Here is a 15182-nt window from a genome sequence, read left to right as displayed (position 1 = left end):
CCAATGACTGAGACTTCCTCCGCCGCATCGCCTGCCACGTCCCGCCCTGTCCGCGTCCGCATCGCCCCTTCCCCTACCGGCGACCCACACGTCGGCACCGCCTACATCGGACTGTTGAACTATCTCTTTGCCGCGCAACGAGGCGGCAAGTTTGTGCTGCGCATCGAGGACACGGACCGCACCAGGTTCGTTCCCACCTCCGAGCAGATGATCTTCGACGCCCTGCGCTGGCTCGGCCTGAGCTGGCACGAGGGACCGGACGTCGGCGGACCGTATGGTCCTTATCGCCAATCTGAGCGCACCGAAATTTATCGTGAATACTGCGACAAACTGGTCGAGAGCGGCCATGCTTACCGTGCATTTGAGACGCCCGAGGAGCTCGATGCCGAGCGCAAGGCGCAGCTTGCGGCCAAGCAGCCGCCGAAGTATGGCGGGCGCTCGCGCAATCTTTCGCAGGATGAAATTGATGCGAACGTCGCTGCGGGCAAACCGTTCACTGTTCGGCTGAAGGTTCCGCTCGAGGGCTCAACGAGCTTTCGCGATGAGCTGCGCGGCGAGATTACGTTCGATCACTTCAACGTTGATGATCAGGTTCTGCTCAAGTCCGATGGGTTTCCGACGTACCATCTCGCAAACGTTGTAGACGACCACCTGATGGGCATCAGCGATGTGATCCGAGCGGAGGAATGGATCTCATCGACGCCGAAGCACGTGCTGCTCTATAAGGCGTTCGGATGGGAGCTGCCGCGCTTCTGGCACATGCCGCTGCTGCGTAACGCGGACAAGAGCAAGATCTCAAAGCGCAAAAATCCTGTTTCGCTGAACTACTACCGCGAGGCAGGATTTCTGCCGCAGGCGATGCTGAACTTCCTTGGGCTTATGGGCGGCGGCATGCCGCATGCGACCGAGCAGGAGATCGTCAGCAAAGGCCTCGATACCAAGCAGGCTGACCTCTTCACGCTTGACGACATGCTGGAGCGTTTCGACTTTTCGCGCATTTCGCTGGGGGGCCCGGTCTTCGATCTCGTGAAGCTGCGGTGGATGAACGGCGAGTATCTGCGCAACCTGTCGGCAGAGGAGTTCTTCGCAGCGATGCGCGCGACTGTGTTTTCGGACGCATATCTGAAGGCGATTGCTCCGCTGGTGCAGACGCGCATCGACACGCTGGGCGCGTTTGGCGACATGGCCGATTTCTTCTTCAAAGACAACGTCATGCCGGCGGAAACCGTTTGGGTTCCGAAGAAGCGCACACCGGAGGAGACGGTGGCGTTCGCCGGCGACCTTCTGGCGACGCTCGAAGCCGCGGCCTGGGAGCCTGAGGCGATCGAGTCGGCGATGAAGAGGCTGGGCGAGGAGAAGGCCTGGAGCGTGAAGGAAAACTTCATGCTGCTGCGCGCGATCATTACGGGCAGCGTTCAGTCGCCGCCGCTGATGGACTCGCTGATTGTCTTTGGAAAGGCGCGATCCATTGATCGCTTGCGTCGATTTATCGAGACGCAGAAGAAGATGAAGCGGTAGACTGCGCTCACCCGTTGCCGTGGAGCGAACGATGAATCTGCGGACAAATGAGCCGATCGCGTTTATCCCGACGCGCAATCCAGCCGTCGCACGAGAGTTCTATGAGCGGAAGCTGGGGCTGCAGTTCGAGAGTGAGGATGACTTTGCGCTTGTCTTTCGCGCGGGGCAACCGCCGGGCCTGATGCTGCGCGTCGTGAACACGCCGGAGTTCCAGCCGGCGCCGTACACAATCTTTGGATGGCAGGTCGACGATATCGTCGCGAGCGTGAAGAAGCTGGTCGCGAGCGGGGTTGAGCCGCTGCGCTATGGCTTTTTCGAGCAGGACGAACTGGGTATCTGGTCTTCGCCGAGTGGAGCGAAGGTTGCGTGGTTCAAGGACCCGGATGGGAACACGCTATCGCTCTCGCAGCACCGGGCCTAACGTGCAGCGACCGCGATCTGTACCGGAAGCGTCCTGGCCGGAAAGCATGCGGCCGTGTCACACGCCTGGTAGCGCAGCGTACCGGTGAGAGTGGTCGCGCCCTTCGGCGCCTCCACGCGAATCATGACACGAAACTCACCCTGATAGACGTCAAGGTCTTCGCCGCTGCCCACCTGCAGGCGGAAGTGCTGACCTGGGGGATACTGCTCGTCGGCAATGTGGAGTGAGCCGGAATCGAGCTTGAGGATAGTTGGGATCAGCAGCTCATCCTTGGGCGTGTGCGAGTTGATGTGAAAGCCGGGCTCGACTCGGAAGCGCAGTTCGATATCCTGCGGCTTGTTCGCGGTGAGTTGGAGCGCGTCGGTCAGCAGCTCAACGTGTTGCTTCTTCGCCTGTGGCGCGCGATCGATGCCGCCAAGCGAAATTTGCGCGGCGGCGATGAGAGGAACCGCTATAGCCGTGCCGACAAGAGCGAATTTCTTCGCTGTGAAGGTGCGCTTCACGCACCACCTGCCGCGATGGCCTTCTGAATGAGCGCTTCCATCTGGTCCTTGCTGGGCGCGCCTGCAGTTACGTCCACGACTTTGCCGGCGCGGTCGATATAAAACGTCTCGGGCAGATAATCGACGCCGCCATACTTTTTCGCAACTTTCTCGTCAGGCATGAGGATTGGGTAAGTGACGCCGATCTTCTTTGCCGCGTCGGCGACGTCCTGGCGCGAAGCGCCGTCATCCTGCGAGAGGCCGAGCACTTCAAGTCCCTGTCCCTTGTACTTCGTGGAGAACTCCTGAAACCACGGCATCTCCAGTTTGCAGGGGCCGCACCATGTGGCCCAGAAGTTGATGACGACGGGATGGCCTTTGAAATCTGCCAGCGAGACTTTCTTGCCGGAGAGATCCGTGAGCGTGAAGGTGGGCGCGTCCTTGCCACGGAGTTCGGCGCCTTCGGCTTCGGGTGCGGGGGAGTTGTCATCGGCGGGTGAGGCGGGGATGAGCGTGATGTGCGGGATCTGGCCGAGTGCGCGGCGGTGGCGCAGGTTGTGTACGCCGGCCCAGAAGAGCACGGCCACCAGCGCGATCATGATTGCAAGCACAGCCAGTCTACGTCCCACGAAATCAGTTCCCCCTTCGGCTTTGCGCTGCTTCAAGTCTACGCTGGACGATGCGCTGGCGTCCGCGAGGCTGCCGGGCTCTGCTAGCATGAGCGTCAGTTTGCAGCCCATGGATAAAGTGAAGCTCGACGCGACGCAAATAACTGACAACCCAAGCCCCTCCGCACTCGTGCGCATCGAAGCGACCGCGCTCGAACAGCTCGCGGCGAGGCTGGAGGGCGGTGCAGGTGAGACATTCGAGCTCGTGGCAGCGTTATTAACGGACGCCGCGCGCGGCGGCCGGCGCGCGATTCTTACGGGTGTTGGTAAGAGCGGACTCATTGCGCGCAAGATTGCGGCGACGATGGTGTCGACGGGAACGCCAGCATGCTTTCTACATCCGAGCGACGCGATGCATGGCGACCTGGGCATAGTGGCGCGCGGCGATGTAGTGGTCGCGCTCTCGTATTCTGGCGAGACGGAGGAATTGCTGCGGCTGCTGCCGGTGTTGCCGCGACTGGGCGTGACGCTGGTGAGCCTGTGCGGGTGCGCTGGATCAACGCTGGCGCAGGCGAGCAAGCATGTGCTGGATGTAAGTGTGGGCCAGGAAGTGTGTCAGCATCAGCTTGCGCCGACGGCGTCCACGACAGCGATGCTGGCGCTCGGCGATGCCCTGGCTATGGATGTCAGCCGGCGGCTCGGCTTCCGGGCGAACGACTTTGCGGAGCTGCATCCGGGCGGGAATCTTGGGCGCAGACTGATGCCGGTGGCGAAGCTTATGCACACGGGCGATGCGATTCCGACGGTTGGCCCGGACGCGAGCCTGCCGCAGATTGTGCATGAGATGAGCGCGAAGCGGCTGGGTATGACGACCGTGCAGGAGAACGGGCGGCTGCTTGGCGTACTGTCGGATGGCGACCTGCGGCGCATGCTGGAGCGCGATGGCGTGCGGGCGTTCGGCAAGACGGCGGCGGAGGTGATGAACCGCTCCCCGCGCACCATTGCGCCGGAGCCGCTGGCGCCAGAGGCGCTGGAGATCATGGAGCGGCACCGGATTACCTCGCTGGTGGTGACGGAGGACGGCACAGCGAGCAGTGCGGTGCTCGGTGTTCTGCACACGCACGACTTGTGGGCCGTGCCGGAATCGTCGAAGAGCTAGGAAGTCTCCTGCCCCCAGGTTCGCCGATAGGCTGATGCGACGATGGAGTAGCACTCGCACGCGGCGTCGATAGTGCGAGGCCGGTCGAGAATGGTGATCTTGCCGCGCGAGTACGTGATGAGGCCGCGGTCCTGGAGGGCGCCCGCGGCGACGGTGACGGTGGAGCGGCGGGCGCCGAGCATTTCGGCCATGTACTCCTGGGTGACGAGCACCTGGTCGGACTCGGCGCGGTCGGAAAGCGTGAGCAGCCAGCGGGCGAGGCGCTGCTCGACCTCATGCAGACGGTTGCAGAGCACGCTTTGCGCGGCCAGCACCATGCGCATGTAGAGCACGCGATAGACAAGACTGCGGAAACCGGGGCAGGACTGCACGAAATTGCGAAACGCGGCCGCACGCATGCGGTATCCCCGGCCGGCGACCTGCACGACGACACCGTGGGCCATCTCGGGCAGGTCAAAAAGAGCGGCGACGCCGGAGAAGCCTTCCCTGCCGGCGAGAAAGACCTCGACGGACTCACCGGCGGAGGTGGTCGCGACGGTGGAGATGCACCCGGAGCTTGGGAAGTAGACGAAGTCCACGGGAGCGTCGGGCTCGGTGAGCTTCATGCCCAAAGGCAGGTCGACCTCTTCCAGAAGTTCGGCGATTTGTCGCCATTCATCGTCCGGCAACCGATCGAACAGGTGATTGCCGGTCCCGCGGAGCAAGGCCGTTTGACCATCCGTATGTTGCACGTTTTCCTCGAATTCTTTGAGCGTACGTGGCGCCACTCCGGGCGCCATCCGGTTGAAAATTAGATGCTTTCTGCAGCCTTCTGGTCATCGTTGATATCCGGACGCTTCGGTACAATCGAAGGAGACATGCATCGTTGGTCCAAGCTCTTCATTCCTACTCTGCGCGAGGCCCCGGCCGACGCTGAGGTCGCCAGTCACAAGCTCCTGCTCCGCGCGGGTTACATCCGCCAGTTGGGGGCCGGCATCTACAGCTATCTCCCCCTCGGTCAACGCGCGCTGAACAAGATCACCGCCATCGTTCGTGAGGAGATGGACCGCATCGGGCAGGAGTTTTACCTGCCAGCGCTGAACCCGCTCGAGTTGTGGCAGGAGTCGGGCCGCGACGCAGTGATGGGTCAGAACATGTTCCGGCTGAAGGACCGCAAAGGGGCCGATCTCGTCCTCGCCATGACACACGAGGAAGTCATCACCTCAATCGCGCGCAACGAGGTGCGCAGCTACAAGCAGTTGCCGCAGATCTGGTACCAGATCCAGACGAAGTTCCGCGATGAACCCCGTCCCAAGGGGGGCCTGCTGCGGGTGCGGCAGTTCATCATGAAGGATTCGTACTCCTTTGATCTTGACGCCGCGGGGCTGGACGAGAGCTACAACAAGCATGACGCCGCGTACCGCGCCATCTTCACGCGTTGCGGGCTGCAGTTTGTTGCAGTTGAGGCCGACTCGGGGGCAATGGGTGGTTCCGGCTCGCAGGAGTTCATGGTCTACACGGATGCCGGCGAGGACCTGATTGCGAGTTCGGCGTCGGGGTACGCGGCCAACCTCGAGAAGGCCACTTCGCAGCTTCCGCGGGTGAACGACCTTGAAGCGACGAGCGACAAGCCTGAACTCGTACATACGCCGGGCAAGGCTTCGATTGCGGATGTGACGGAGTTCTTTGGCATTGCGGCTGCGCAGGACATCAAGTGCGTGGCGTTTATGGGTGCGGGGCGCGACCATAAGCCGGGCGAACCGCTCCGTCCCGTTGTTGCGTTTTTGCGCGGCGATCACCAGGTGAATGAGACGAAGCTGAACGGGATCGCCGGGACCGCTGACCTGCGCCCGATGATGCCTGAGGAGCTCGCCCTGCACATCGGCGGACCGGCGGGCTATCTGGGACCAGTGGGTATAGCGCAGATCATGACTGAGGGTTCGCTGAATGGCCTGAAGTCCGGGAAAGCGCTGGAGAAGCTCAAAGGCGTGCTTCGCGATAACGCGAGCGAGGGTCTGCGGACAATCGTTGTCGTCGATCTGGGACTTCAGAACCGGAAAAACCTGGTTGCTGGAGCGAACAAGCTCGACTATCACTACAAGAACGTGACGCCGGGCCGCGACTTCACCTGGACTGCCGTGGCCGACATTCGCAATGTGAATGAAGGGGAGCTGGATGCGTTGGGCGGCCAGCCGCTACGTATCGGCAAGGCGGTCGAGATCGGGCATATCTTTAAACTCGGCTATAAGTACTCCGAGTCGATGGGCGCGCGTGTGCTCGACGCAAATGGTAAAGAGGTGATGCCGATCATGGGCTGCTATGGCATCGGCATTGAGCGCATCCTGACCGCAGCGATTGAGAGCTCCGCCGCAGCGTTCAAACAGCGCTTCCCGGATGCCGAGCCGTCGGCTAACTCTGCCGACCAGTACGCTTTGCCTCCTTCCATCGCGCCGTTTGAGGTTGTGATCACCATCACGAATGTGCGCGAGACAGAGTTGCTGGCCGCCGGTGAGCGGATTGCCGAAGAGCTGACGCGCGCCGGTGTGGACGTTCTGCTGGATGATCGTGACGAGCGCGCCGGAGTTAAGTTCAAGGACGCCGAGTTGATCGGCATACCGTACCGCGTGAATGTGGGCAAGAAGCTCGCCGAAGGCAAAGTTGAGATCGTTGACCGACTGCAGCATACCTCGGCTGACGTAACGATCGAGGCGCTCGCTGCGCACATCCAATCACTACTGGCCGCGTCCAAGAGTTAACATCCTCGACGCGCCCCCTGCCAGACTGGAACCCGATGCCCGTAAAAGTAAAGATCGACCAATCGCAACAGCATTCGATCTGGTGGAAGCTACTGCGAATTGTCCTCGTTCTTGTGCTCGCGGCGGTCGTGGTGGCCGCCAGCGTGTTCGCCTACTTCTACCACGAGTACCAGGGCATGGTGAGCGAGCGCCTGAAGCAGGGACCGCTCTTCGCCTCCGTTGCGCAGATTTACGCAGCACCGCAGGAGGTTCGTCCGGGACAACAGCGCACCGCAGACGAGATCGCCGCGTCCCTGCGTAAGGCCGGTTACAACACCAACCCTGAGATGGGCACCTTCCGTTTGGAAGGCGAGACGATCCAGGTGAAGCCGGGGGCTCAGAGCTACCTCGCTGCGGACGGCGCGACCATCGTGACCACAGATGGCGTGGTGAAGACGATCACCGCCGAGGACGGCGCTCCGCTGGCCGGTTACAAGCTTGAGCCGCAACTGATCACCGCGCTTTCTGAGGGCAGCAGTCGCACGAAGCGCCGCATGGTGACCTACAGCCAAATTCCTCCAATGATGGTTCAGGCCGTCCTTGCCATCGAAGACCGGCGCTTTTTCGAGCACGGCGGCATCAATTACGTTCGGACCGTCAAGTGCGCCGTACAGGACCTGACCGCTCACCACATGAGCTGCGGCGGGTCGACCCTCACCCAGCAACTCGCGCGCGGGTTCTTTCTCACACCTGAGAAGAAGGTCTCACGCAAGATTGCGGAGGTCATGATCACGTACCAGCTCGAGGCCCGCTTCACTAAGCAGCAGATCTTCGAGATGTACGCGAACGAGATCAACCTCGGCCAGCGCGGCAGCTTTGCCATCAATGGGTTCGGTGAGGCTGCACAGGCGTATTTCGGCAAAGATCTTCGTCAGCTCGATGTGGCCGAGTGCGCGCTGCTCGCCGGCATGATCCAGCGGCCAAACTACTTCTCTCCATACAAGCATCCGGACCGCGCGATGGAACGCCGCAACGTGGTGCTTGACTCGATGGTGGAGACCGGCGCCATAACCGCGTCGCAGGCGGAGCGCGCGAAGGCCGAGCCACTGGGCCTTGCGCCGCCAAACGTAGACGGCAGCGAAGCCCCCTACTTCGTTGACCTCGTGCACGACCAGATTTTGCAGCGCCTTGGCGACACCGATGTCGCACGGTCCGGCTCGCTGCGCATCTATACCTCGCTCGACCCCGCGCTACAGGCCGCCGCGACGGACGCAGTCGAAGCAGGGATGAAGCATGTCGATGATCTAATACGCAAGCTGCACAAAAAGGGTGACGAGATCACCTATCCGCAGGTAGCGCTTGTCGCGCTGGACCCGCATACCGGTCAGGTGCTCGCGCTGGTTGGCGGCCGCAACTATGGTGTTTCGCAGCTCGATCATGCAATGGCGGAGCGGCCTACAGGTTCTATCTTCAAGCCGTTCGTTTATGCAACGGCATATAACACTTCGCTGAACGGAACCAACCTCGACGGCAACGGCGTGTTCACCGCACTGACCAGGTTGAACGACGATCCGACTACCTTCACCTATGACGGGAAGGCTTATACACCAGGCAACTTCGAGCGCGGCGAATATCCGGGTATGGTAACGGCCGTCACGGCAATCGCGCATTCACTGAACATTGCAACCATCAACCTGGCGCAGATGGTCGGCTTCGACAATGTCGCTTCGCTCGCGCGCCAGGCCGGCATCGTCAACGCGCGCGGAACACCGTCAGTGGCAATTGGAACCTACAGCGCGACACCGCTCGACATGGCAGGGGCGTACACGGTGTTCGCGAATAACGGCGTTCACCTGAAGCCTTGGCTACTGTCCAGTGTGCGCAATCCGAACGGTGACATCATCGCGGACTACGCGCCCGAGGCGAAGCAGGTTCTGGATCCCCGCGTCGCGTACCTTACTCAATCGCTGCTTGAGAACGTGATGACCTACGGCACCGGCTCTTCCGCGCGCAAGGCCGGCTTCACCGCGCCAGCGGCAGGCAAGACCGGCACATCGCACGATGTGTGGTTCGCCGGTTACTCCTCGAATCTGCTGTGCGTCATCTGGGTCGGCAATGACGATTACACCGACATCTCGCACGGCTTGACACACGCGCTGCAGGGAGCAGATGCGGCCGCGCCAATCTGGGCTGAGTTCATGAATCGCGCAATCAAGCTGCCGCAGTATTCCGACATGAAGTCGTTCTCGGCACCTGACGGCATCGAGACACTGCGCATTGATCGCGTGACGGACCTCCCGGCCGATGCAACATGCCCGAGTGACAGCATGACTATCGCGTTCCTTAACGGAACGGCGCCGCAGGGTACATGCTCGCAGATGGGAGAGGACTCTCAGACGCTCGCGAACAGGTTGTTCCATCCTGACGCCACCCCGGATAATCAAGGCAATCCGAACGCACCGGATGACGGGACGAAGCACCGCAACTTCTTCCAGAAGATGTTCGGCATAGGCAAAGGCAAGCAGCAGGACCAACAGCAGCAGCCCGCGCCTCCGCAGGATTAACTCGGGACTGTAGTGTTGGCTTCAGAATCAATCCAGGGCTGGCACGAAGGGCACCAGTAGCTGGAGCGGGCACCAGTTCCCTGCCTCCGCATTTCGATGACCGCTCCGCAGCGCCGGCACTCCTGGCCGTGCCGCCCATAAACCCACAGCCGAGCACCCCGATCCATCGCGCGTGTTGTTCGCCGATTGCCCGTGTAGGTGACGATCGCTTCGCCAACGTCTTCGCTGATGTTTGCCTGCATATAACGTTCAGCGATTTCTGCGATGCGCTCAAGTTCACGGTTGCTGATCGTCTGCATCGTGCGAAACGGATTCACGCCCGTGGCAAATGCGATCTCGGACTTGTAGACGTTACCAATGCCTGCGAGTACACGCTGATTCAACAGAACATTTCCGATCTCGGCATCGGGGTGGGACCGGCGATACTCCTGTAGCGCATGCACTGCTGTATCTATGCTGTAATCCCGGCTAAGCACATCGACTCCTAGCTTCGGCACATCGGGGCTGCGCTCGAGCGAACGCGCGCTGTGAAACTCCGCCACCGGAACGTTGAATGCGACCGCCTGCACATCACCGCAGGTGATCACAACGCGCATCGCACTGCGCGGAGCTTGCCATCGCTCGCCCGTCTTGTAGATGTGCCATGAGCCCGACATTCGCATGTGCGTGAGAAGAATGAGGTCGCCGGAAAAGAAGATGAGGCACCACTTACCGCGTGCCTCCACCCGCTCCACCGTGCGGCCTGCCACCGGTTTGTCGTCGTTCACACATGCGAGCGGAGCGAGTGTCGTCTCGAATTGCGTGATCACTCTGCCACCGAGTGCCTTGTTCAGTGCACGGGCGGCACGAAAGATGGTATCGCCCTCAGGCATCGCTGCGTGTCTCAGCAGTCGCGCCCGGCAACGACGGCAGACCGCGCCGAACGTTGAACCCGAGCGGCGCTGCTTGGAAGCCTGCATCGAGCAGGAAGCGGGACAGCGGATGCTCGGCCACAGGAACGCCATTGACGCTGCTGATAAGCATCGACGTGCGGCCGCGGCCTTCAGGGTTGTCCACACGCTGAACATACGCAGCGAGGAACTCCGCGAGCACGCGTGCGACCTGCGAACGCGCGGGGTCATCCTCCGGCAAGAGCACCTGCAGGTTTGGATTGCCCCGGCGAAGGTATGCGGTCAGCGCGCCATCGACCAGCACAACGCGGGCTCCCACCGTCCGCGTGAGCATCGATCCCTCTTCCGGCGCGGCCGGCCAGCGCAGCAGTGCACCATAAGGATTCGCAGGATCGGTCGCGGCGAGCATCACCACCTCATGCTTTTCCTGTACGGGCGCACGCAGCGAACGCAGTAGATCGATCGCAGCCGGAAGCGCAAACTGCGTCGCACCGAGATCGGCCGCGAAGTAGCCGCGACGAATGCGCCCGCCCTCCTCCAGCGCTTTCAAAACGTCGTAGATCGCGCTGAAGCCGCCGGGAAGATTTTCAGCGTGCGCGGTTTCGCGAAATACGATTCCGTATCGTGCCAGCAATTGTTGCGCGATGGCGTGACTCCAGACAGTCTGCTCGGCAGACGAAGTGCGGGTCTCAGCAAACGCAGCAGTATTCAGGCTCCATCGTCCTTGCGCGCTGGGAGGAGTGGTTCGGCGACTGCGGAATCCTTGCTGATTGTGGATGCGTCGCGTCTGCTTCGTACTTCGAGATGACGTCGGCGGCTTATCGCAGTAGGCGCGCAGAGCATTCATTGCATCGTTCGTCACGAGGCCGCGCCACACAAGTGACCACAGTGCATCAATCGTCTCGCCCGGATATCCGCCACCAACTCCCTCATGCAATGGTTGAAAGAACGAGGCTCCGTTCCGTGTGAGATATCCGACGACCGCCTGTTCGCGATCGCTCAGCGCGGGGCTCTGTTTTTCGCCGCTGATCACCACACGATCGGGAGGCCACAACAGCGCGACCTTATCCGCGAGATACAAACCGATGCGGCCATCGCGTTCACCCAAAGGCTCCAACCCCACCCAGACCACTTCACCCGCGGCAATGAGTGTGTCGAGATCCGAGCGCTGGTAGCCGATAATCCGCGCGGGCAGTATCTCAGTTTCCAGCAGGGACGCCGGTAGTGCCGCTCCTTGCAGAGTCTCGATTACATCCAGCAGTGCGTCGAGTCCGCGGCGCGGCTGCACCACACCCTGCCATCGCGTAAACAGCCTCGCCAGCGTGCGCTGCTCAACTGGCTCAACTTCTTTGCGAAGCCGCGCAAGCGACCGCCTGCGAATCGTGCGCAACACTTCGACATCGATCCACTCACGGTTTACGCCGCTCGGACGAAAGCCGCCCTCGACGATGCGACCCATTCCCACGAGCCTCTGCAAGATTGGCTCGATTCCGGCAGTGGAGAGCCCGTAGCGTTTCGACACCTCGACCGTCGTGAACGGGCCATGCGTGCGCGCATAGCGCCGAACGATGTCAACCAAGGCCTCGGGTATTTTTCCAGTAAAGGCATCAGGCAGCCCTGGCGGTAGCGGCACCCCCAACGCATCGCGCACCCTGCCCGCGTCTTCGATCGCGATCAAGCGGGGTTCGGCTGCGATCCTCACCTGCAGCACTCGCCGGGCACGCAGCAGACGGGCCACGCTTGCGTCCGCATCCACCCCCTCGCACCGCGCAGCTAGTTCCGCTGATGTGAGATCTCCAAGTCGCAGCAACAGATCGTGCACGGCATCCAGATTGCGCGCCTTGTAGCCGTCCGCAATCGCCTGAAGCTGCTCCTCTGTCTCCTCGATCGCATTCACATCCAGCAGCTCGCGGAGGTCAGCGTCGCCGAGCAATTCACGTAATTGCTCCTGATCGATCGACAGCGCCTGGGCCCGCCGCTCTGCCAGCGGCGCATCGCCGTCATAGATGTAGTTCGCGACGTAACTGAACAACAACGCACTTGCAAATGGCGACGGCGTCCGCGAGTCCGCCACGTGGACACGAATGCTGCGGTTCGCAATCGCGCGCAGTGTCTCCGACAGCGCCGGCATGTCGAACACATCCCGCAGGCATTCGCGATACGCCTCTAGAAGAATCGGGAAGCTCGCATATCGCGCCGCGACGCTCAACAGGTCGTACGCACGCTTGCGTTGCTGCCACAATGGTGTACGGCCATCGGCACGGCGCCGAGGCAGAAGCAACGCTCGGCTTGCAGCTTCCCGAAACTTAGCCGCGAACAGCGCCGTCGATCCAAGCTGATGCTGCACAAACTCCGCCGCCTCCGCTGGATCCAGCAACAGCAGATCGGCTTCAGGTGGCTCGTCCGTCTCTGGGAAGCGCAGCACGAACCCGTCCTCGCTCCACATCGTCTCAACATCCAGCCCCGCAGCCTTAACCTTCGCGGTTGCTGCCATCGCCCACGGCGCATGCACGCGACTGCCAAACGGAGTCAGACAGCAAACCCGCCAATCACCTAACTCATCGCGCACACGCTCTATCACAATGGTGCGATCATCCGGCACCTGCTCTGTAGCAAGTTCCTGATCCGCGAGATAGCGCAACACGTTTTCCGCAGCCTGCTGATCAAGATCGTGCTCGCGCGTGAGCTTCGTGATGGCAGCACCCCGCGGCAATTCACGCAGCTCGCGCACGAGCGCACCGATGCGGCGGCCGAATTCGATCGGCCGCCCTGCCTGATCGCCATGCCAGAACGGCATCTTGCCCGGTTCGCCGGGCGCGGGGCTCACGAGCACCCGATCGTGCGTGATCTCATCGATCCGCCACGTGGATGCACCGAGCACAAAGGTCTCGCCCTGGCGCGCCTCGAACACCATTTCCTCATCCAGCTCGCCCACTCGCACCGGCTTCGCATGCGTTCCGCTGAGGAAGACTCCATACAGCCCACGGTCCGGAATCGTCCCTCCATTCAGGATCGCGATGCGCTGCACGCCCTGCCGCGGTGTGATCCAGTTGCGCTGCCGATCCCAGGTCACACGTGGGCGCAGCTCCGCAAACTCATCCGACGGATAACGGCCCGCCAACATGTCCAGCACGCCGTCAAACACCGCCGCACTCAATCCAGCGAACGGGGCCGAGCTGCGCACAATCGAGAGCAGCGCCTCATAGGAAATTCCCGGCGACTCTGACTCAATCTCTCCGCGCCCTCGAAGGCGTCCCGCTTCACCAACAGGCAGTGGCGGATATGCCACGGTCGCGACCATCTGCTGCGCGAGCACGTCGAGCGGATTGCGAAGAAATCTTGTCGACTCCACGTGCCCTTCGTGCATCGCCTGCGTCACTGCCGCACACGCAATCAGGTCCGCGCGATATTTCGGGAAGATGATTCCGTGCGACGGCGCGCCCACCTGGTGCCCCGCACGCCCAATGCGTTGCATCCCGCTCGCCACACTCGGCGGCGCTTCAATCTGGATGACCAGGTCCACCGCGCCCATGTCGATGCCGAGCTCGAGCGATGACGTACAGACGAGTGCGCGGATGCGCCCCTCCTTCAGCATCTCTTCAATCTCACTCCGCTGCGCCGCTGCCAGCGAGCCATGATGCGCGCGCGCGATCGGTTCACCTGCGAGCTCATTTAGCGCGCCTGCGAGCCGCTCCGCAACACGTCGCGCGTTCACAAACAGCAGCGTCGACGTGCGACTGCGAATAATCTCCAGCAGACGCGGATGGATCGACTGCCATATGCTCGTTCGCTTCGGTCCCTGCGCGGCCGGCCCGCTCGGCTGTTCCTCAACCTCGCCGAGCTTCGCCATGTCTTCGACCGGAACCTCTACGCAAAGCACCAGCGGCTTGCGAGCACCGGCGTTCACGATCGTCACGGGCCGAAAACGCACGCCCTCGATCTCGGTCCCAGATCGATCCTCGTCGCTCAGCTTTCGGGTGACGGATTCGTCGCTAAGTTGCTGACTCGCTGACTTGCTCGTTTGCTGACCTGCCAAACCCGCATCGGCACCACCGAGGAATCGCGCAACTTCCTCCAGCGGCCGCTGCGTCGCGCTGAGACCGATCCGCTGTATCGGCCTCCCAACAAGCGTTTGCAGTCTCTCAAGCGAAAGCGCCATATGCGCTCCACGTTTCGTCGGCACCAGCGCATGAATCTCATCGATGATGATCGTCTCGATGGAACGCAGCGCCTCACTCGCACTCGAGGTCAACATCAGGTACAACGACTCAGGAGTGGTGATAAGAATTTCGCCGGGATGCCTCTTGAACCGTGCGCGCTCCCGTGGGCTCGTGTCGCCGGTGCGCACACTAATCTCCGGCAGGTGAACGCGCACGCCCTCGCGCTCCGCCATGTTCGCAATGCCTGCAAGCGGCGAGCGCAGGTTGCGCTCCACATCCACCGCGAGCGCCTTGAGCGGCGATACGTACAACACGCGGCAACCTGGCGTCGCCGGTTGTTCGCGCAGCATCAGCCGGTCAAGACACCAGAGAAATGCAGTCAGCGTCTTCCCCGTTCCCGTCGGCGCCAGAATCAGTGTGGATTCGCCACGCGCAATCGCGGGCCAGCCTTCGCTCTGAGGAGCGGTTGCCCCCTCAAACACCGCGCGGAACCAGGCTGCAGTTACGGGATGAAACAGATCGAGGACATCCTCCGGAGCGGACGCCGACACGTTCATCGGCGTCTCCGCAGAGGCCCGTTCCTTCGATCGACGTTCCCGATTCGCCAAGGATTTCGCTCCAGATTCTGCCTCTGCTTTTGATGCATTCGTGCGCTGCACAGTCTCA

Annotated in this window: 10 protein-coding genes; 5 read left to right on the top strand and 5 right to left on the bottom strand. The window is 61.8% G+C overall.

Going from position 1 to position 15182, the window contains the following annotated elements:
• Nucleotides 1-3: 3 nt before the first annotated feature.
• A complete protein-coding gene (gene gltX, locus VGU25_13450; protein ID HEV2578208.1) occupies nucleotides 4-1518 on the top strand; it encodes a glutamate--tRNA ligase in 1515 nt (504 codons plus the stop codon).
• Nucleotides 1519-1549: 31 nt separating this feature from the next.
• Nucleotides 1550-1939, top strand: coding sequence for a VOC family protein (locus VGU25_13445; protein HEV2578207.1), 390 nt, complete (start codon nucleotides 1550-1552; stop codon nucleotides 1937-1939).
• On the opposite strand, the gene VGU25_13440 is transcribed toward VGU25_13445, so the two are convergent.
• Together VGU25_13440 and VGU25_13435 are read right to left on the bottom strand one after the other, a co-directional pair.
• Entirely contained in the window at nucleotides 1936-2442 is a 507-nt protein-coding gene (locus VGU25_13440) for a protein-disulfide reductase DsbD domain-containing protein (protein HEV2578206.1), read from the bottom strand. The genes VGU25_13445 and VGU25_13440 overlap by 4 nt on opposite strands.
• Nucleotides 2439-3050, bottom strand: coding sequence for a redoxin domain-containing protein (locus VGU25_13435; protein ID HEV2578205.1), 612 nt, complete (start codon nucleotides 3048-3050; stop codon nucleotides 2439-2441). Before VGU25_13435 ends, VGU25_13440 begins: the two co-directional genes overlap by 4 nt.
• An 88-nt stretch (nucleotides 3051-3138) precedes the next feature.
• On the opposite strand from VGU25_13435, the gene VGU25_13430 reads away from it, so the two are divergent.
• Nucleotides 3139-4188: a KpsF/GutQ family sugar-phosphate isomerase gene (locus VGU25_13430; GenBank protein ID HEV2578204.1), complete on the top strand. Its 1050-nt coding sequence runs from the start codon at nucleotides 3139-3141 to the stop codon at nucleotides 4186-4188.
• Here VGU25_13430 and VGU25_13425 read toward each other — a convergent pair.
• Entirely contained in the window at nucleotides 4185-4955 is a 771-nt protein-coding gene (locus VGU25_13425; protein HEV2578203.1) for a Crp/Fnr family transcriptional regulator, read from the bottom strand. The genes VGU25_13430 and VGU25_13425 overlap by 4 nt on opposite strands.
• Nucleotides 4956-5045: 90 nt before the next feature.
• Between VGU25_13425 and VGU25_13420 the strand changes: the two genes are divergently transcribed.
• Nucleotides 5046-6923: a proline--tRNA ligase gene (locus VGU25_13420; GenBank protein ID HEV2578202.1), complete on the top strand. Its 1878-nt coding sequence runs from the start codon at nucleotides 5046-5048 to the stop codon at nucleotides 6921-6923.
• 35 nt (nucleotides 6924-6958) lie between these two features.
• Nucleotides 6959-9466, top strand: coding sequence for a transglycosylase domain-containing protein (locus tag VGU25_13415; protein ID HEV2578201.1), 2508 nt, complete (start codon nucleotides 6959-6961; stop codon nucleotides 9464-9466).
• Here the strand turns inward: VGU25_13415 and VGU25_13410 are convergent.
• Both VGU25_13410 and VGU25_13405 read right to left on the bottom strand, forming a co-directional pair.
• A complete protein-coding gene (locus tag VGU25_13410; protein ID HEV2578200.1) occupies nucleotides 9463-10338 on the bottom strand; it encodes a DNA-formamidopyrimidine glycosylase family protein in 876 nt (291 codons plus the stop codon). The two genes, VGU25_13415 and VGU25_13410, sit on opposite strands and share 4 nt — an antisense overlap.
• Nucleotides 10331-15073 (bottom strand): DEAD/DEAH box helicase, encoded by a 4743-nt coding sequence (locus VGU25_13405; protein HEV2578199.1) that lies wholly within the window; start codon nucleotides 15071-15073, stop codon nucleotides 10331-10333. Before VGU25_13405 ends, VGU25_13410 begins: the two co-directional genes overlap by 8 nt.
• Nucleotides 15074-15182: the final 109 nt, after the last annotated feature.

It is taken from the genome of Acidobacteriaceae bacterium (genome assembly GCA_035944135.1).
GTDB lineage: Bacteria > Acidobacteriota > Terriglobia > Terriglobales > Acidobacteriaceae > Granulicella.
Note: the sequence above shows the minus strand (reverse complement) of the source record. Positions and strands in the feature narration are given on the sequence as shown.

Excerpts from the sequence above, each read along its gene's own strand:
- VGU25_13445 (HEV2578207.1), top strand. The coding sequence starts at position 1,550 with ATGAATCTGCGGACAAATGAGCCGATCGCGTTTATCCCGACGCGCAAT.
- VGU25_13420 (HEV2578202.1), top strand. The coding sequence starts at position 5,046 with ATGCATCGTTGGTCCAAGCTCTTCATTCCTACTCTGCGCGAGGCCCCG.
- VGU25_13415 (HEV2578201.1), top strand. The coding sequence starts at position 6,959 with ATGCCCGTAAAAGTAAAGATCGACCAATCGCAACAGCATTCGATCTGG.
- VGU25_13430 (HEV2578204.1), top strand. The coding sequence starts at position 3,139 with ATGAGCGTCAGTTTGCAGCCCATGGATAAAGTGAAGCTCGACGCGACG.
- gltX (HEV2578208.1), top strand. The coding sequence starts at position 4 with ATGACTGAGACTTCCTCCGCCGCATCGCCTGCCACGTCCCGCCCTGTC.
- VGU25_13405 (HEV2578199.1), bottom strand. The coding sequence starts at position 15,073 with ATGAACGTGTCGGCGTCCGCTCCGGAGGATGTCCTCGATCTGTTTCAT.
- VGU25_13410 (HEV2578200.1), bottom strand. The coding sequence starts at position 10,338 with ATGCCTGAGGGCGATACCATCTTTCGTGCCGCCCGTGCACTGAACAAG.